Below are 19084 nucleotides of genomic sequence, written 5' to 3' on the forward strand. Positions count from 1 at the left end.
TTACAGGATACTGCCACCTTTGGTGAGCTGCTCGCGTCGCGCTTCAATATCCTCTTTATGCTGACGACCATGCTGCGAGATGGCGTGACGCAGGCGCTGTTGCTGGGTATAACGCTCTTCCCGGCTCAGCGCGCTATCATCGCTCAGTGCAATCAGCAGCTCGTTCATATTTGCAATCACGCTTTGTGCAATGGTTTCGTCCACGCGGGCGATTACCTCATCCAGATGTGACATGCCTACCCCTGTTAATTCAGTTTTGCTTTCGAAAAATCACTGCCCATTAAGCTCACGCTATAACCCGTGACGTTACTGCGTGTGGCATAGAAGGTTTTACCGTTCGCCAGCGCAATCCACGGCGCCTGCTGATAGAAGACCTCTTGCGCCTGACCATAAAGCCCGGCGCGTTTTGCCGGATCGCTGGTCAGTTTAGCCTGTAGTACCGGGCCATCATACGCTTTATCGCACCAGCGTGCGGCATTTGAACCGCTTTTCACACTGGCGCAGCTTAACAGGGTGTCGGCAAAGTTATCCGGGTCGCCATTATCCGACATCCAGCCAAACAGCGCGGTATCATGCTCACCGCGACGCATCCCGGCCAGATATTCGCCCCACTCATAAGAGACAATTTTCGCTTTCACGCCCACTTTCGCCCAGTCGCTCTGGATCATCTCCGCAATGCGGCGTGAGTTCGGGTTGTACGGACGCTGTACCGGCATGGACCAGAGGGTCGTTTCAAAGCCCTTCTCCAGCCCGGCCTGTTTCAGCAGTGCTTTGGCTTTCTCCGGATCGTAGCCGTAATCTTTCAGATCTTTTTTGTAGCCCAGCATGTTCGGCGGCAGCGGCGATTTCGCCACGGTACCCGACCCCAGGAAGACCGCATCGACAATCGCTTTTTTGTCAGTGGCGTAATTCAACGCCTGACGCACCAGGACATTATCAAACGGTTTTTTCTCGGTGTTAAACGCCAGATAGCCAACGTTCAGCGCATCGATAGTGTGCAGGGTCAGATCTTTATTGCCTTTAATCTGCTCAAACTGAACCGGCGCAGGCGCCGGGATAATCTGACACTCGTTGGTTTGCAGTTTCGCCAGACGGGTCTGGACATCCGGGGTGATGGCAAATATCAGGTGTTTTGTCGGCACCTCGCCGTCCCAGTAGTTGGGGTTTGCGAGATAGCGGATTTGCGCGTCGGTTTTGTATTGCTGTAAGACATACGGGCCCGTACCGATCGGCCAGTTATCGACATTCTCCGGCGTCCCTTTTTTCAGCATGGCGTCGGCATATTCCGCCGAGAGGATGGAGGCGAAGTCCATTCCCCAGTCGGCAAGAAACGCGGCGTTAGGCTCGCTCAAAACAAACTGAACGTGATAGTCATCAACCTTTTTGACATCCTGAATCAGTTTATCCAGCCCAACATCGCTGAAATATTCGTAATTTCCTTTCGAAACATTATGATAAGGATGGTTAGGGTCTTTCTGACGCATGACGGAGAAAATAACATCATCCGCATTAAAATCGCGAGTCGGTTTAAAGTATTTATTGCTGTTAAATTTGACGCCCTGACGCAGCGTAAAGGTGTATGTTTTCCCGTCCGGTGAGATTGTCCAGGCGGTGGCCAGTGACGGAATCGGGGTGTTTTTCACCGGATCGAAGTTCACCAGACGGTTATACAGCACCTGTGAACTGGCGACAAACGATGGGCCAGAGCTGGCGATTTGCGGATTGAACGATTCCGGCGAGGCTTCGGAGCAATAGACAAGGGTGTCATTGTTTGCCGCCCACACGGCGCCTGCAGGTAACAGCGTGCTCAGCGCCAGCGCGAGCAGGGATTTCCTTGCGAACATAGATTCGGGCCTTATTTATTATTTGGAGTATTAATCTCAGCACAGCAGAAGTGAACTGGCAAATAACGAATCACTATCAGGTTATTCTAATCCAGTTGTTTTTGCTGAATTTTCCAGCAAAATTAAATTAATCATTCAGCTTAAACGAACTTCTTGCCGTCAAGGTTTATGAGATGGTCTCAATGCGTCGAGAATTCAATGGTTTTGCGCTCTCTTCTGCCGTTTGTTTGTGATGACATTGCGTACAGTAGACGCGTGAAAAAGTCTATGGGATGAAAACGTGGCAAAAACACTCTTGCGCAGCGGCGATCTTGATGATTTTCAAGCCGTGGGCGGCGGCGGTCAGGCCGTATTTGATTCGGCGTTACAAATTCGTGAAGCCCTGCGTCTGCGTAAGCAGCAGGCGCTGGTTGACTGCCTTGCCATACCGCAGGTGAATGATGAAGGCGACCGCGTTGACTGGTACTCCCCTGTCGAAGGCCGCGCCCAGGCCTGGAAAGCCGCCGATGAAGATGCGCGCTTTCGTGCCTTACGTTACCTGGAAAGCACCCTGGACAGCGCCGCGACCCTCAGCCGCAAATGCATGCAGTCGCCAAAAACAGCACAGCAACTGTTTGGTTCACTGCTGGAAAAAGCGTTGCAGTTTCCCGGTGAAAACCACGTTTTTCTTGTCGACGGTAAGCCGGTCATCACCTTCTGGGGCTTTGTTAATCTCAATGAGAGTGCCAGAGAAGATGTGCTGGAATGCCTGCGCAAAGAAGATATTCCGGAGCCGCTTGCCGTTATCGAACCAGAACCGGAACCTGCCGAAGAGCCTGTTGCCACGGTCACGATAAGCCACGCCGACGAACCGCTGCTCGCGCCTGTGCCGGGAATCAGCACAGCCGTAGCGAAAGACGAACCGGTAATGCAAATGGCCTCGCCGATTGCTGAACCTGAGCCCGCTCCCGAGCCGGAACCGACGCCAGCCCCTGTCGCGATAAAACGTCGCCGCTACGGCCTGTGGGTTTTGCCGATTGCGGCCGCCGTGGCTGCGGCAGTTGCGGTGCCATTATGGTTAAATCAGCAACATGAAGCCCCCGCACCGAAAACCGTACAGTCTGCGCCTGTGGTGGCCAGCCCCGAACCTGCGCCGGTCGCCGTTGTGCGTCACATCCCAACACTGAATGCGAATCTGCCGCTCCATCAGGCCGAGGTGATTGCGCCCAAAGTGGAAACACCTGAACCCGTGGTACATGAGAAAAAACCGTTGGTGATCACCGCTATCCCGAAAGATGCGCTGGTCATGGACGCGCTGGAAGTGAAAACGGGCTCAACCCGTTTCCTCAATGGTAACTGGCGCGTCGTGATGGACGTGAAAGACCAGGCCACCGGTAAAGATGTCACCATGCGTTTTCAGATTCAGAACAATAAAGGCACGGCGCGCGTTATTCAGGGCAATAATTTGAGCTGTCGCGCCGACCTGTACTCCGGCCTGCACGAAACCGGGGTTTTAATGATCAAGAGTCGCAGCACGGCACGTTGCACCGACGGTTCCCGCTATCCAATGCCGGAGATTTCCTGCAAAGCCGGAACCAATGATATCGCGGAATGCAGTGCGCGCTTTGAAGCGAATACCACGCCCGTTGCGGTGACCTTCAGAAAAACAGGTGCCTGATTTTATGCTGGTTAATCTTTGTGATTACAAACAGAGCGTCACACTTATCGCCAACAGTGGCGTCCAGTTTCTCGATTTTGGCCTGACGCCACAGGAGTCGGCGCAAAGCGGTCGCTTTGTACGTAAGACGGCGAACGGTCCACTGTTGCGTCTGGATTACGATCTGGTCAATGAACGCTATACCCTACCGGCGCACAATGGCGGTATGCCCGAGGTGGTCAAACCGGAAAGCACCCAGTCGCTGCACGCGTCGCTGGCTGTGCTCGATGGCGTGTGGCTGCCCATACCGTTCTTACGCTTCAACCCGCCGCGTACCTTCGTCGAAGGGCCAGAAAACTGGGCGCGGGTACAGATTCGTAAACTGAGTGAACCGGATGGCGCCGGGAATACCCACCGCGTAACCCTGGCCCTCGACAGCCAGATCAACGGCAACTCCCCGTCTGCGCTGGCACCGCAAGAGAACGATATTCTTAACGGCACACGCTTCGCGCTGGCCTGGCGTGATGACGAAGTGGCGGATTTTCTCGATCAGACCTGGGTAGATGGCTGGTTACGGGAAGCGTTTCTTCAGCACATCAATCAGGACGAACAACGCAGTGAGCGTGAAATTACCCAGGCGTTGCGCAGCTTTGAATATCAGGCGCACTGGCTGAACCTGCTTACCCTTCTGGGAACGCAACTTCTGGTGCCTGAGGTGAAAATTGTCACCCACACGCTGAGCACCCCGGCTATCCCGGTGGATTTAATTCTCGATGTTGGCAATACCCACACCTGTGGCGTCATTATTGAAGATCATGGCGATGCCAACGATGGCCTGCGCCAGACCGCCGAACTGCAGGTGCGCTCCTTAAGTGAGCCGCAATTCCTTAATGAACCCCTGTTCACCAGCCGCCTGGAGTTCTCCGAAGCGCGCTTTGGCAAACAGCATTTCTCGGTGGAAAGCGGGCGCGAAGACGCGTTTATCTGGCCTTCTATTGTGCGAGTCGGCGACGAGGCCCGCAAACTGGCGATGCAGCGCCTGGGAACCGAAGGCAACAGCGGAATTTCCAGCCCGCGTCGTTACCTTTGGGATGAAACCCCGGTATTACAGGACTGGCGTTTTAGCCAGATGAACAGCAAAACACAGCGCGAACCTCTGGCAACCGCGTTTCCGCTGATGAACCTGATGAACGATGAAGGCCAGCCGCTGTATACCCTGCCCGTCGATGAGCGCCTGCCCGTCTTTTCGCCACAATACAGTCGCAGCACCTTGATGACACATATGCTGTGCGAGTTGCTGGCACAGGCGCTCGGGCAGATTAACAGCGTCGCCACCCGTTTGCGTCTGGGCTTTCCCGCCTCGCCGCGTCAGTTGCGTACCATTATTCTGACTCTGCCGTCGGCGATGCCGAAGCAGGAACGTGAAATTTTCCGCCGCCGGATGTTCGAAGCCATTGCGCTGGTCTGGAAAGCCATGGGCTGGCATCCGCAGGATGATGACTTTGCGCATCGCAAGCAGCAGGAAAAAAGCGTGGTGCCGGTTCCGCATATTCAGATGGAGTGGGACGAAGCCAGTTGCGGTCAACTCGTCTGGCTGTATAACGAGGCAATTTCCCGCTACGCCGGGCAAACAGAAACCTTTTTTGCCTCCCTCGCCCGTCCCGATCGGGCCGAAGCCCCAGGCGCGCGGCCGGGACGCTCCCTGCGCGTTGCCTCGGTGGATATTGGCGGCGGCACAACCGATATGGCGATCACCCATTATCAGCTTGATGATGGCACCGGCAGCAACGTTAAAATCACCCCGCAATTGCTGTTCCGTGAAGGGTTTAAAGTGGCGGGTGACGATGTACTGCTGGATGTGATTCAGCGCTGCGTGCTGCCTGCGATGCAAACTCAGTTGCAAAAAGCCGGGATTACGGATGCCGCCTCGTTGCTGGCTACCCTGTTTGGCGACTCCGGGCGTATTGATACGCAGGCGGTGTTGCGCCAACAAACCACCCTGCAACTGTTTATGCCCATTGGCCATGCCATTCTGGCGGCGTGGGAAGAGAGTGACGTCAACGATCCGCTTGCCGGGCTGTATGCCACGTTCGGCGAACTGTTGAGCCAGTTGCCAACGCGCAACGTGATGAACTACCTGAAACAGGCGATCGACCACGCGCTCCCTGCCGGCTCGCCGGAGTTTGATGTGCTGAGCGTGCCGATTCAGGTCAACTTCCGCGAATTACAGGACGCGATGCTAGCCGGGCAATTTACTCTTGCCTCGCCGCTGCACGCGGTCTGCGAAGCCATCAGCCATTACTGTTGTGATGTCCTGTTGATTACCGGACGTCCTGGCTGTCTGCCGGGTGTGCAGGCGTTGATTCGCCATTTGCAGCCGGTACCGGTTAACCGCATGATCTGGCTTGATAAGTACCGCGTACATGAGTGGTATCCGTTCAGCCAGCAAGGCAAAATCGGCAACCCGAAATCGACCGCGGCGGTAGGGGCAATGCTGTGCAGCCTGGCGCTGGATCTGCGCCTGCCGCGCTTTAACTTTAAAGCCGCTGACATCGGCGCCTACTCAACCGTGCGCTATCTCGGCGTGTTGGATAACGTGGTCAACACCCTGCGCGATGAGAATATCTGGTATCACGATATCGATCTGGATAAACCGGGCGCGAAGCTGGATGCCCGTCTGCATTTCCCGCTGCGTGGTAATGTCACGCTCGGTTTTCGTCAACTGGCAAACGCCCGCTGGCCTGCCACCCCGCTCTACACGCTGAGCATTAACTCTTCTGACCTGGCGAAAACCATCGCGGGCGACGGGGTGTTGAATGTGCGGCTGCAATTTAGCGGCGGCAATAAACACCAGGGGCCGGAATCGTTTATTCTGAGCGAAGCCTGGCTGCAGGATGGTACGCCGGTTCCCGCCGATGCGTTAACCTTCAAATTGAATACGCTGGCCGATCGCCGCCACAGTGGCAGCCATTACTGGATCGACAGCGGGAGTGTGTATCTGAAATGAGTGCAAGTATGAGCACGACCCAGGCGATCAGTGCATGGATCAATGAAAACCGTCAAATTTCACCGTTGCTGGATGATGACGCGGACGCGCTACTGGCGCGCTTAACGGCGCTAACGGCGCAGGAGTCCGCGCTGGAAAGCGCCGCGAAAATGCCCTGCACCGTTGGACTGTACGGGCACGCTCAGGCAGCCAAAGCCCATTTACTTGCCGCGCTGTGTGACAGCGGCAACGGACGTTTGCATGTCTTGCTGGGCGAGAAGACGCTGGATTATTTCAGCCATCTCAACCCCGGCCATATGTTGACCAGTATGGCGCTGCGTTTCAGCCGCGAGAATCCGCGTGTTGATGACAATTTCCCCCTGCGCTTACGTCTGATTAGCGAGGCGGAACTGGTGCAGGTGTTTATCGCGCACGCGCAGGCCATGCCGGAAGTGCGTGTCGTCGACAAGACGGTTATTGAAAGTCGTCTGGCAAAATGGCGCGCACTGCGCCAGCCAAACCCGGTTCCGGGCATTAGCGCGGAAGATGTCGGGGGAATTGCCCGTTTCTGGCGCTCGGTGGTGCCGTCATCACAACAGCATATGGACGACGCGCTGTGGTATCAGTTCGCCTGCCTTCTGCCATCGCTCGACTTGAGCGCTCGCGCCAGTGCCTGGGCACTGCTGTGGGGTGAGCAACAGGAATTAACACAACAATGGCTATCGCTGGCGCATACGCTGCACCAGACCGGAAACGCCCGGGAACTGGCGGCGCCGTTGAGCCTGTTAGTCGATAACTTCGCCCTGCCGACCGAAGGTTTTCTCACCCCTACGGAACAGGACAATGAAGCCATTGCCGGTGAGGTGGTAGTGCATCCGTGGTCGGACGATCAATTACAGAATGCGGTCAGTATTCCTGTTTCGACGCTGGCGCTGTTAACCAAAGAGCTGGTGCTTCCTGTCGAAAACAGTGAACTGAACGGTGTGGATATTCTGGATATCCCCACCCCGGCGCCGCAGGAGGGACATCCGCTGTGGAACAGTAAATGCCGCTGGCTGCTGGAGAGCTATCGTCAGCAATTACAGCCGGATGTCTTACTGATTTGCAATGCCACGGCGCATCGCTCAACCACGACGGCAACGGCGAAAGCGTTACTGAACTGGGTGAAGGAGACACAATCGGGCCATGAGACCGCACTGCCTGGCCTGGTCTGGACCATCACCCCGCACGATGCCCGTTTTACCAGCGGGCAGAATCTCGATGAAATGGTGCAACAACTGGTCGGGAAACCGGGCCAGCACTGGGGTACGCTGCAGGCGCTGGATGCCAGCAGTTTACAACGGGTTCTTGAGTGGCTCGCCCAGGCAACCGCCCCGGCGCTGCGTCAGCATCGCTTCAAATCCCTGCGCGAACGTCATCAACTGGCGCTGCGCGATCTGATGCAGGCCTGGCTTATTGCCCCCGCAAAAGAGAATGCCGCTCAGCGTACCCGCGCAGAGGCGGTCGTGCGTGAGTTGCAGACCCATGCGGCGCGTCATGGCGAATTGCTGGAAGGCCTGCTCCCGGATATGCAGCAATTTGACTCTCTGTGGAAGGTTCAGCAACCGCGCGAAGAACAGGTCAGCGGCTTGTTTAACGATGCCATCGACCTGTTTGGCGAGGCGGCAGAGAGCAGCGAACAGCCTCAAGTGGCGCGTGATGCGGGCCAACAGGCGCACGCGATGTGGATCAACCACTTGCGTCAGTGGAGTCGTAATGATGAGAACGCCGCCCGGCTTGGCCTCTCGTCCGCCACGGTGCGGCAGATGGCGGAAATCATCATCATCAGTAGCTACCGACTGAATATGCCGGAGCAGTTGCAGAAGATTATGCAGCGCGATACCGCTTCTGCGGCGCAGTTGTACGCCGCTATTGGTAATTTTGTCGCCTGGCTGGGTTATGCCGATGTTCCGGAAGCGCAGCGCCCTGCCAGCCGCGTGCAGAAAGGCAGCGCTGTGTTCGCCTCCGCGAGTTCTGGCTCGACGGAACGGTTAACGCGTTTAGGCGAACAACCTGTTCATGCTGCAACGCGCTATGTTTACGACTGGCTGGTCGCTCTCTATACCCGGTCAGTGGAAAACATGGGTTATAGCCATCCGCATGATATTTCTCCCACCGCGCGCAAGAAACTCAAAACGCTGCTGCCATAAAAAAGACCCGGCCACCATAAAAGGTGGGTCGGGCCTTATCGCTTTACACGCGCTCAGTATGCTAAAAAAATGAGAACACCAGGGCAACCGGGAAACTTATCGGCCATGTTGCGCCGACTAAGCACGCGCTGAGCGTTTTGATCCGGCGAGTCTCTTTGGATAAAAACCAGGTCGCTACGCCCGTCAGTAATGCCATCACGGCATAAAATATTAACATCTTAATGAACAAGTCCATCGTCCGCCTCCTTTCCATGGAAAACATACGCAGACTATGTTGCACATTTTTTAAGGTTATTTTTGTTTAACCGGTCACGCCTTGCGTCACTCTTTATCAAAAGATCAAAACAGTGAGACCAGTAAGGCCACCGGGAAGCTCATCGGCCACGTTGAGCCCACCAGAAACGCGCTCAGAAAACGGATCCGTTTACGGTCGCTGGATAAAAACCAGGTAATAATTGCGCAAAGCAGCGCCATAATTGCGTAAAAAACCAGCATTTTTTGATAAAGCGACATAGCCACACTAACCCTGTGATAACAAAACGGGCGCAATATGCCGCTTTTATTGACATTTATCAAGTTTTTTCACTAATTGTGCGCTTTATCACGAGGGGGAAATTGACGTGACCCTGATTTTACGGACTGGCAACGCGCGACCGTCGCTTCTCGTTACTGCATTTTACCCGTATTCGTAATGCCCGCGTGGCGAAGCCGGGCCATCACTGGATGCAAATCAGCCCGCATCAACACTATTGCCTGGCGCTTTTCATTGCATCCTGCTTGCCGGGATTGCATTGCTCTTTTGTACCCGGAAGATAAAATTTTCCCGACCGATCTGGATCTGTGCCACCCGGACAACCCGAGCGGCCCGCAGCGCTGACGCCAGCCGTACCATCCGTTCCGTTGCCTCCATCAGAACCGTTTCCCCCGTCCCCCCCATTTCCGCCATTAGCAGCGTTTGCGGCAAATGCGCAAAACAGGAAAAAACTCACGAAAGCACGCCTGACCATGAAAACCTCCCTTGTTCGACCCTGAAACATACACTATGGCATCCCAGTCTGCCTTCAAAGGACATGACAGGCTGACTCTGGTAATTCAACGAAAGAAAAATGCGTTTAAGAATGCGTTTGAAGTTCTCTGGTGGTGGTGGTCGACCCTGCGCCGGGGGCCTTACGTCGCGCCTGAAGGGAATCGAGAGCGGCGTGAATCATTTCAGTCGCCCTGATTTTTGCATGAGCGACAATTTTTTCGTCTGCAATGCTGGCATGGCAATGGGGACAGTAGGTTATTCCCCTCGCCTTATCTTTGGCGATGGCTGCCAAATCTTCGATAATCACGGCTTTTCCGCATTTATCGCATGCAAATTCGAACATTTTAACGTCCTGAATATCTCACTGGCGCTACTATATAACAGCGAGAGTAAACGGCATTAAAACGTGCTGAACATCAGGATGGCGGGCTTAAGCGCTTAGCCACAAAAACTGACGCTGCTGCATGAGCCATCTATTGTTTATGTTCTTCACGCCAGTCTTTGATCATCTGCGGTGTCACCTCACTGGCATAGCAGACAGGATCATAGCCGCCGGGTTTGCTCCATGCGCTACGTTTACCGCAGCTACTGCCGTTTCTGGCCTGATTAAACGGACAGGCACATGGCCCCGGGTAAGCTGCAATGGACTCCTCAATCACCTTTTGTTTAACCTGTGCGTCACTCAACGCCTGCGTTTTAGCCAGACTGTTTTCGATGCTCAGCACACTGGTTACAGCCAGCATGATCAACACCCACGGTGTGATTCTCATTGAGGCGTCTCATTAAGGAGAGGATGAGCTTTCAATGTAGGACGCTCCCCCCACGACAATATTGATCGCAAGCAACATCCGATTGTTTTCTCAGACCACTCAGTCTGCGTGTTATATATTTTTCTTTTTTGATTTACGTTAAGTTTTTTATAAATCATAAGATTAAGCCTGGCGTGAAATTGACATTAAAAAAGAGAACGGGTTGCCTCCATTTTTGTCATAAATTCACCGGATGCTTGCTTTGGCGGATGGCTGATTTCTCTGGTATTGTCTCAATGCCGTAACTAATTCTTACAGGGTAACAGTAATGCAAAAGTTTGACGATCTATGGCAAGCCATCGAGACCAGAGTGTGTGAAAACAATGACATAACGCACGAGGAACTGACGAACGAAACGACGGCCAGGGGATCTGCGGCGAAGCAACGCGTCGCACATATTTTTACTCTGGAAGTCCTGCTGTCTCGTCATCGGGAGAAGTATGCCAGCCCATATGTGGCACTGGCCGGGGAAGAAGCTCTGTGGCATCTTATTTTCAAGCGTACTGGCTGGAAACCCTTTGAAATTAAACAGCTCTCCTTTAGCGACGCAATGTTTGTGATAGCTGAGCTTTTTCGTGATGAGAATCTGCCAGCGGATGTCCGGGGAATGTTACGCGCCAATGGATTACGCGATCAGTCTTATTCTTTATATGACTTCTCAGAAAAAGACTGGGCTCCACGGGATAATGAAAACATCCTGAAACGCTAGCCTGCGAATCATTAGAATATTAAGGGCCGCTGCGCCCTTTTTTATTTTCACGTGTTTAATATGCAATACGCTTTACGCCGTGCATCCCTGCCGTCGCATCACCGGTCATGCTCTATTTCACATAGCCTGCTAAGTTTATTGAAAACGTTTATGAAACGCGATTACCCGTCAATTGCACAATTAACTGGCATGGTTTTCAGGCAGTTAAAAAATATTGCCCGGTCACTGCGTTACTTAACGCAGGTTCATAGCGGACAAAATGAAACTCCTCACCTTCACAGAAATAGGTTTCTATAGGCAACGTCAGGCCAGACGCGTCTTCTGACGTCTGGTTTACAGACCAGGTTATGGTGGTGTCGCTATCATTAACCGTTAAATACTCAGGGATACCGCCAGGCAGCAGTACCACAACGACTTTACTCATTTTGTTTCCCCCAGAGACTAAAAAAGCAATATTATCAATGGCGGGATGTGATGATAATTTGTCGCACTAATTAAATTAATGTGACAATCCCAGCCGTGATATGCAGTAGTACATTTGTAGGTTTTATTTTAATGTTGGTCACGCTACGCGGGTAAGGCACGTTAAGCATTGTCAGGAATATACCATCTTTACGTTTTTTGACACACAAGAAATTATAAAGCGTGAGAATTACCTCAATTATTCTGTACCTGTGAATCAACGGCTACAGAAACGGTAACTCCCACGCTCACGCTAAGCCGGGTTAAAAGCTCAGTGTTTGATCATCACGTGGCGAACCACGGTGTAATCTTCCAGCCCGTACATCGACATATCTTTGCCGTACCCCGAAAATTTTTGTCCACCGTGGGGCATCTCACTGACCAGCATAAAGTGGGTATTGACCCAGGTGCAGCCATATTGCAGACGCGCACTGAGACGGTGCGCGCGGCCAACATCTTTGGTCCACACGGACGATGCCAGGCCATATTGCGAATCATTAGCCCAGTCCAGCACCTGTTCTTCATCATCGAATACTGTCACGCTGACGACCGGCCCAAAGACTTCGCGTTGCACTATCGCATCGTCTTGCTTTGCCCCAGCCAGCAATGTGGGCTGGAAGTAGAAACCCGCCCCCTCACGCTTGCTGCCGCCGGTCACCACACGGATATGACTTAATGCTTTAGCCTCGTCCACCGCTTTGCTGACGCGCGCCAAATGCGCTTCGGAACTCAGGGGGCCCAGCTCGGTGGTTTCATCATCCGGCGGACCCATTTTCAGACTCGCCACCGCGGCACCCAGTTTTTCAACCAGCGCATCGTAAACCCCTTTTTGGGCATAAATGCGACAAGCGGCGGTACAGTCCTGCCCGGCATTGTAGAAACCAAAGGTACGAACGCCTTCGACAACCGCATCCAGATCGGCGTCATCAAACACAATAACCGGCGCTTTGCCGCCCAGCTCCATATGGGTACGTTTAATCGAAGAGGCGGTATGACCGATGATGTGCTCACCGGTGGCAATCGAGCCGGTCAGCGAGACCATGCGCACTTTTTCATGTCCGGTCAGCGGATCACCAACGGTTTTCCCCCGACCGAACAGCACATTCAGTACTCCCGGCGGGAAAATATCCTGCGCCAGCTCGCCAAGTTTGAGCGCCGTCAGCGGCGTGATTTCTGACGGCTTAATGACCACACAGTTACCTGCCGCGAGCGCTGGCCCCAGCTTCCAGGCCGCCATCATCAGCGGGTAGTTCCACGGGGCGATAGAGGCCACAACGCCAACCGGATCGCGGCGAATCATCGAGGTATGCCCTTCCAGATACTCCCCGGCGGCCAGTCCGTTCAGGCAACGCGCGGCACCTGCGAAGAAGCGAAAAACATCCGCGACCGCCGGAATTTCATCGCTCAGCACACAATGCAAGGGTTTGCCGCAATTCAGTGACTCAAGCATCGCAAAGGTTTCGGCATTGTCTTCAATCACCTGCGCCAGTTGCAGCAGGCACTCGGCGCGCGCTTTTGGCGTGGTCTGTCCCCATGTTTTGAAGGCCTCATCGGCCGCCTTCACCGCCGCGTCTACCTGCGCAGGCGAGGCTTCGGCAATCTCCAGCAACACCTCGCCGGTGGCCGGGTTAAACACGGCCTGTTTCTCGCCTTCGCCGTCGACCAGTGCTCCATTGATAAATAATTGATGTTGCATAGCGCTATCCTTTCAGAATTGTCAGTTATTTGCCGCTTCCGGCTACGGTTTCACCGTCACGGGTCAGCCACCAGGCGCCCAAAATCGGGATGGTCGTTACCAGCATCACCAGTAGCGCCACCACATTGGTTACCGGCACATCACGCGGGCGCCCCAGTTGATTTAACAACCAGAGCGGCAAGGTGCGTTCATGCCCTGCGGTAAAGGTCGTGACGATGATTTCGTCAAACGACAAGGCAAACGCCAGCATTCCCCCGGCCAGCAGCGCCGAACCGAGATTGGGCAACACCACATAACGAAACGTCTGCCATGAGGTGGCGCCCAAATCCATTGAGGCTTCAACCAGACTCCACGACGTGCGACGAAATCGGGCTATCACGTTGTTGAAAACCACCACCACGCAAAACGTGGCATGACCAACAACGATGGTGAAAAAACCCGGTTCCAGATCCACTGTTTTAAATGCCGTTAACAGCGCCAGCCCGGTAATAATGCCGGGCAAGGCGATCGGCAGCAGCAGCAACAGTGAGATGGCGTTCCGGCCAAAAAACTCACTGCGCCAGAGAGCCATTGCAGCAAGCGTGCCAAGGATTAAGGCAATAAGGGTCGCCAGCGCCGCAATTTGCAGTGACAGTGTCACGGCATCCAGGATATCGCCCCGCGCCGCCGCCACGCTAAACCAGCGCAGCGTAAAGCCCTGCGGGGGAAAGCTGAACGCGGCATCCTCGGTATTAAAAGCATAGATGGCGATTATCAATAACGGGAAATGGAGAAAGATAACCCCGCCCCAGGCGGCAATTTTGAGAAATAACGGTGCGCGGTCAGAGTGCATCGAACGCTCCCAAACGTTTCACGAACGCCAGATAAAGGGCAATCAATACAATGGGGACCAGCGTAAAGGCTGCCGCCATTGGCATGTTGCCGATCGCCCCTTGTTGCGAATAGACCATGTTGCCGATAAAGAACCCCGGCGGCCCCACCAGTTGCGGCACAATGAAATCACCCAGCGTCAGGGAGAAGGTAAAGATAGAACCGGCGGCCACACCCGGAATTGCCAGCGGCAAAACCACATGGCGAAAGGTCTGCCGGGGATGGGCGCCAAGATCCGCGGACGCCTGCAATAACGACGGCGGCAACCGTTCGAGCGCCGCCTGAATCGGCAGAATCATAAACGGCAGCCAGATGTAGACGAAGACCAGAAAACGTCCCAGCCCGGAGGTAGACAACGTATTGCCGCCGATGCCAGGCAGCGTCAGCAGCGCGCCGAGTACAGGTTCCAGCCCCATATGGCCGAGAAACCATTGGGCAACACCGTCTTTCGCCAGTAGCAGCGTCCACGCGTAAGCTTTCACGATATAGCTCGCCCACATGGGCAGCATCACCGCAATATAGAAAAAGGCTTTCCATTTTCCGCTGGTGTATTTCGCCATATACCATGCCATCGGGAAGGCAAGAATAGCGCTTGCCAGCGTCACGGCGACCGCCATGGTGAAGGTACGTAAGATGATGTCGTAATTGGCGGGATTAAACAGCGCCTGCAGGTTCGCCAGCGTGAAATCCGGCGTTACCGACATGGTGAAATCATCAAAGGTGTAGAAGCCTTGCCATAGCAGCGTCAGCAACGACCCCAGATACACAATGCCGAACCACATCAGTGGCCCCAGCAACAGCAGGAACAGCCCCAGCGCCGGTTTGCGCCAGAACAGGCCACTCAGGCGGCTTCCCGGTTTACGCTGGGGTGAACGGGAAAGGCTCATCTCCATCACCCCGCTCCCTGTAACGGCACCATCGCCTCTCGCGACCACGACGCCAGCACCGTTTGCCCCGGTGCTAAGGTATCAGGCAACAGCGCATCGGACATGTTCGCCTGGCTGACCAGCAGCTTTTCGCCGTCGGTAAGTTTCAGTTCAAAACGGGTAGCCGCCCCCTGATACTGTACCGCTTGTACCACCCCCTGGACCTGAATTTCCCCCGGCTGATTGAGGCGAATATGTTCGGGTCGCAAAGAGTAAACGCCGTTCATCGCGCACAACGCGCCCGCCCGCCGGTCGTCAAAAACATTAGACGTGCCGACAAAGCCCGCCACAAAAGGCGTGCGTGGGCGCAGATAGAGTTCCCGCGGCGTATCAATCTGCTCAATCTTGCCATTGTTGAACACCGCCACCCGGTCGGACATCGACAGCGCTTCACCCTGGTCATGGGTGACGAAAATAAATGTGATCCCCAGATCCTGCTGGAGCTTTTTCAGCTCAAATTGCATCTGCTCGCGTAATTTTAAATCCAGTGCCCCCAGCGGTTCATCAAGGAGTAAAACGCGAGGCTGATTAACCAGCGCCCTTGCGATAGCCACACGCTGGCGCTGGCCGCCGGAAAGTTGCGATGGCTTACGGGTGTGAACAAAATCCAGCGCCACCTTTTCCAGCGCCTGGCGCGCGCTGGCATGGCGTGTTTTCTTGTCCACCCCTTTGACCATCAGGCCATACGCCACGTTATCGAGGATCGACATATGGGGGAATAACGCGTAATCCTGGAAAACGGTATTGACGTCGCGCTCCCAGGGGGGCAGTTCGCTGGCCTCACGGCCAAAAATACGAATAGCCCCGCCGCTTAGTTGCTCAAAACCGGCGATAAGACGCAGGCAGGTGGTTTTGCCGGAGCCAGATGGCCCCAGCATCGAGAAGAACTCCCCGTCATTTACCGCCAGACTGACACCGTCGACGGCGCGAACATCACCATACAGCCGCGAGACATCCTCAAATTCAACAGCATAGGTCATACATCACTCCTGACCGATTAACGTCCACCCATAATGGCGATGTAATCCTGCGTCCAGCGGCTATAAGGGACATATTTGCCACCCTCAGCAACAGGCGTTTTCCAGAACGCAATCTTGTCAAAGAAGCTGTAACCATTGGTCTCACAGCCTTTTTCACCCAGCAAATCACTGGCTTTACAGCCTTGCGGCACCACCGGCAGTGAGCCAAACCAGGCGGCGACGTCACCCTGTACTTTCGGGGTCAGCGACCAGTTCATCCATTTGTAGGCGCAATTGGGGTGTTTCGCCTGCGCGTGCAACATGGTGGTATCTGCCCATCCCGTTACCCCCTCTTTCGGGAACACGGTGGCGATGGGCTGGTTTTCCCCTTTCAGGGCGTTGGCCTGATACGGCCAGGCGCTGGACGCCACAACGCCTTCGTTTTTGAAGTCGCTCATCTGGACAGTGGTGTCATGCCAGTAACGGTGGATTAAGGCGTGCTGATCGCGCAGCACTTTCAGTACCGCCTGATACTGCGCTTCGGTTAGCTGGTAGGGGTCTTCAATGCTAAGCTGCGGCTGAGTGGCTTTGACAAACAGCGCGGCGTCGGCGATATAAATCGGCCCGTCATACGCCTGCACGCGGCCTTTGTTGGTTTTGCCATCCGGCAGATTTTGCTGCACGAAGACGACCGACCAGCTATCTGGCGGCGTCGGGAATGTTTTGGTGTTATACATCAGCAGGTTTGGCCCCCACTGATAGGGCGTGCCATACACTTTACCGCCGACGTTAAACCATTCACCTTTCTCAATGCGCGGATCGAGGGTTTTCCAGTTCGGGATGAGCGCGGTATTAATGGGCTGTACGCGTTTGCCCATGATCAGACGCAGCGAGGCATCGCCGGATGCGGTCACCAGATCATAACCGCCTTTAGCCATCAGGCTGACCATCTCATCGGAGGTCGCTGCCGTTTTTACGTTGACCTCGCAGCCCGTCTCTTTTTCAAATTGGCTAACCCAGTCATATTGCTTGTCCGTCTGGCCACGTTCGATGTAACCCGGCCAGGCGATAATATCCAGACGACCTTCTCCTTTCCCTACTTCCGTTGGCTCGGCGGCGTGTGCTGTCATAAGGGTCATGCCCAGCGCACACAGGCAGCTCGGGGCAAATTTCTTGCTCATATGTTTTACTCCTGTCGTAATGAAAATGAGCGGCCGCCTTGCCGTAAAAATATCTCCTGATTTAAAGGTAGACGGAGCGCCGAAAGGCTGAATCCCGTCAATGAGAAATTTCGCCAGGTTGTGACATACAGCGCATTACATTTATTACGAAAATGCTGGCGGTGCATCTTCTGGAGTATAGACAAGGAGTTAGCAGAGAAAGGTTAATTTATGTTCCCATTCGCATTTCGTATGAATGCCTGATGGGCAAGTACAGAAAATAATGACCTCTGCGGCTTAAATTTCCGCAGAGATATTTTTAATTTGAGAAAATATTATTCAGAAAATAAGAACAACCGCCTGCGTTTTTATTTCATCATTTCGCGAATAATTTTGCCAAGCAGAATAACGCCGCGTTCTTCCCGCTCGCCCCATTGCCAGGATGCATTAAAGCGAAAGAACGGCGTCGGTTCTCTGGAGGTGGAGAACATTTTGCCCGGCGCGATGCTGACCTGATGGGCCAGGGCACGCTGACTTAACTCTCCGGCATCCAGCTCTGGCGGCAACTCCAGCCATAAAAAATAACCGCTGTCGCTGCGGTGAATTTTTACCTCCGCAGGCAGATGACGCACCAGAGCCTGCCATGCCTGATGCTTGCGTTCAGCCAGGGCGCGCCGCAGACGCCGCAGATGCGCGTCATAGCGTTGCGTGCCAAGGTAATCGACCAGCGCCATTTGCATTGGCGAACTGGTGGATAAAGTGCTCATCAACTGTAACTGCTGGATCCGGCGGGCATGTTTCCCGGCCGCCACCCAACCGATACGAAACCCGGCAACCAGACACTTGGAAAACGATGAACAGTGTAGTGTCATGTCCTGGGTATCCCAGGCTTTTGCAGGTAGCGGTTTTTCCCGCCCGTAATAGAGCTCGCTGTAGACATCGTCTTCGATCAAGGTCACGTTGTGCTGCATCAGCAACGCCACCAGTTGCGCTTTCTTCTCTGCACTCAGGGTAAAACCGAGCGGGTTCTGGCTATTAGGCATCAGCCAGCAGGCTTTAACGGGGTAGGATTTGAGCGCCTGCTCCAGCGCCTGTAAATCGATACCTTCATTAATATCCGTCGGCACCGACAGCGCTTTTAAGCGCAGGCGCTCCAGCGCCTGTAGCGCACCATAAAAGCAGGGATTTTCGACAATCACCCAGTCACCTGGCTCTGTTACAGCCTGCAAACTCAGGTTTAACGCTTCCAGCGCCCCGGCGGTAATGACGATTTCGTCTGGTGAAATGGTCATCCCCTGCTGGGCGTAGCGACGGGCAATGGCATGACGCAGCCCGGCATTTCCCGGCGGCAGGTTTTCAATGATGCTGACCGCAGTCGCACTTTTACTGACATTGGCTAACGAGCGATTAAGCTGTTGCAGAGGAAACAGCCGCGGATCCGGAAACGCCGAACCGAAGGGCAAGATGGAGGCATCGCGGCTGGCCTGCAAAATATCAAAAATATAGGTATTGATATCCACCGCTTCGTCTTGCTTTAAGGTGGCGGGCGGTAAGGTTTGCGGACGGTGAGAACGCGGCGCCACATAATAGCCCGATTGAGGCCGGGCGGTAATATAGCCCTGATTTTCGAGCAACTGATAAGCGTGGCCGACGGTCATAAAACTCATCCCGCTGCTGGTCACCTGTTCACGCAGCGAGGGCAGCCTGTCGCCAGGTCGCCAGACGCCCAGTTCAATTTGCGAAATGATTTGCTGCGCCAGGCGCTGGTATTTTTTCATCGCTCTCTCCTTCCCTGCATTCATTCTATATCA

The 19084-nt window shown here is 54.4% G+C and carries 17 protein-coding genes; 4 read left to right on the plus strand and 13 right to left on the minus strand.

The window, feature by feature from the left end; all coding sequences use genetic code 11:
* The gene (locus ABU190_RS04990; RefSeq protein ID WP_354690595.1) at positions 1-234 is read right to left on the minus strand and encodes a DUF2526 family protein; all 234 of its coding nucleotides are present in this window, start codon (positions 232-234) and stop codon (positions 1-3) included.
* A gap of 11 nt (positions 235-245) precedes the next feature.
* Positions 246-1844, minus strand: coding sequence for an ABC transporter substrate-binding protein (locus ABU190_RS04995; RefSeq protein WP_079497473.1), 1599 nt, complete (start codon positions 1842-1844; stop codon positions 246-248).
* 280 nt (positions 1845-2124) lie between these two features.
* Between ABU190_RS04995 and ABU190_RS05000 the strand changes: the two genes are divergently transcribed.
* Genes ABU190_RS05000 through ABU190_RS05010 form a run of 3 tightly spaced genes read left to right on the plus strand, consistent with a single transcriptional unit; the run spans position 2125 to position 8655 of the window.
* On the plus strand, positions 2125-3501 hold the full coding sequence (locus ABU190_RS05000; RefSeq protein WP_354690596.1) for an SrfA family protein: 1377 nt from the start codon (positions 2125-2127) through the stop codon (positions 3499-3501).
* Between the two features lie 4 nt (positions 3502-3505).
* On the plus strand, positions 3506-6487 hold the full coding sequence (locus ABU190_RS05005; RefSeq protein ID WP_039079094.1) for a virulence factor SrfB: 2982 nt from the start codon (positions 3506-3508) through the stop codon (positions 6485-6487).
* Positions 6484-8655, plus strand: coding sequence for a virulence factor SrfC family protein (locus tag ABU190_RS05010; RefSeq protein ID WP_354690597.1), 2172 nt, complete (start codon positions 6484-6486; stop codon positions 8653-8655). The genes ABU190_RS05005 and ABU190_RS05010 overlap by 4 nt, the downstream gene beginning before the upstream one ends.
* Positions 8656-8716: 61 nt before the next feature.
* Here ABU190_RS05010 and ABU190_RS05015 read toward each other — a convergent pair whose 3' ends face one another.
* The 4 genes from ABU190_RS05015 to ABU190_RS05030 form a co-directional block, all read right to left on the minus strand.
* Positions 8717-8890, minus strand: coding sequence for a GhoT/OrtT family toxin (locus ABU190_RS05015; RefSeq protein WP_354690598.1), 174 nt, complete (start codon positions 8888-8890; stop codon positions 8717-8719).
* Positions 8891-8994: 104 nt separating this feature from the next.
* The gene (locus ABU190_RS05020) at positions 8995-9168 is read right to left on the minus strand and encodes a GhoT/OrtT family toxin (protein ID WP_064572403.1); all 174 of its coding nucleotides are present in this window, start codon (positions 9166-9168) and stop codon (positions 8995-8997) included.
* Positions 9169-9767: 599 nt separating this feature from the next.
* Entirely contained in the window at positions 9768-10025 is a 258-nt protein-coding gene (locus tag ABU190_RS05025) for a hypothetical protein (protein WP_354690599.1), read from the minus strand.
* 130 nt (positions 10026-10155) lie between these two features.
* Positions 10156-10452 (minus strand): hypothetical protein, encoded by a 297-nt coding sequence (locus ABU190_RS05030; RefSeq protein WP_354690600.1) that lies wholly within the window; start codon positions 10450-10452, stop codon positions 10156-10158.
* A 307-nt stretch (positions 10453-10759) separates the two neighbouring features.
* Here ABU190_RS05030 and ABU190_RS05035 point away from each other — a divergent pair, with 307 nt between their 5' ends.
* Entirely contained in the window at positions 10760-11200 is a 441-nt protein-coding gene (locus tag ABU190_RS05035) for a hypothetical protein (RefSeq protein ID WP_296416750.1), read from the plus strand.
* A gap of 196 nt (positions 11201-11396) precedes the next feature.
* Here the strand turns inward: ABU190_RS05035 and ABU190_RS05040 are convergent, their stop codons facing one another.
* The 7 genes from ABU190_RS05040 to ABU190_RS05070 form a co-directional block, all read right to left on the minus strand.
* Positions 11397-11624, minus strand: coding sequence for a hypothetical protein (locus ABU190_RS05040; protein WP_354690601.1), 228 nt, complete (start codon positions 11622-11624; stop codon positions 11397-11399).
* Between the two features lie 309 nt (positions 11625-11933).
* Positions 11934-13358 (minus strand): aminobutyraldehyde dehydrogenase, encoded by a 1425-nt coding sequence (patD, locus tag ABU190_RS05045; RefSeq protein ID WP_354690602.1) that lies wholly within the window; start codon positions 13356-13358, stop codon positions 11934-11936.
* Positions 13359-13383: 25 nt separating this feature from the next.
* A complete protein-coding gene (locus tag ABU190_RS05050) occupies positions 13384-14190 on the minus strand; it encodes an ABC transporter permease (RefSeq protein ID WP_039079101.1) in 807 nt (268 codons plus the stop codon).
* A complete protein-coding gene (locus ABU190_RS05055; RefSeq protein ID WP_271850405.1) occupies positions 14180-15121 on the minus strand; it encodes an ABC transporter permease in 942 nt (313 codons plus the stop codon). The genes ABU190_RS05050 and ABU190_RS05055 overlap by 11 nt, the downstream gene beginning before the upstream one ends.
* Positions 15121-16134, minus strand: a complete 1014-nt coding sequence (locus tag ABU190_RS05060) for an ABC transporter ATP-binding protein (RefSeq protein ID WP_354690603.1) — start codon at positions 16132-16134, stop codon at positions 15121-15123. The genes ABU190_RS05055 and ABU190_RS05060 overlap by 1 nt, the downstream gene beginning before the upstream one ends.
* 17 nt (positions 16135-16151) lie before the next feature.
* Complete coding sequence (gene ydcS, locus ABU190_RS05065; protein ID WP_071194136.1) at positions 16152-17294, minus strand: putative ABC transporter substrate-binding protein YdcS; 1143 nt, start codon at positions 17292-17294, stop codon at positions 16152-16154.
* A gap of 347 nt (positions 17295-17641) precedes the next feature.
* Entirely contained in the window at positions 17642-19051 is a 1410-nt protein-coding gene (locus ABU190_RS05070; RefSeq protein WP_132439307.1) for a PLP-dependent aminotransferase family protein, read from the minus strand.
* Positions 19052-19084: the final 33 nt, after the last annotated feature.

It is taken from the genome of Phytobacter sp. RSE-02 (genome assembly GCF_040578655.1).
Classification (GTDB): domain Bacteria; phylum Pseudomonadota; class Gammaproteobacteria; order Enterobacterales; family Enterobacteriaceae; genus Phytobacter; species Phytobacter diazotrophicus.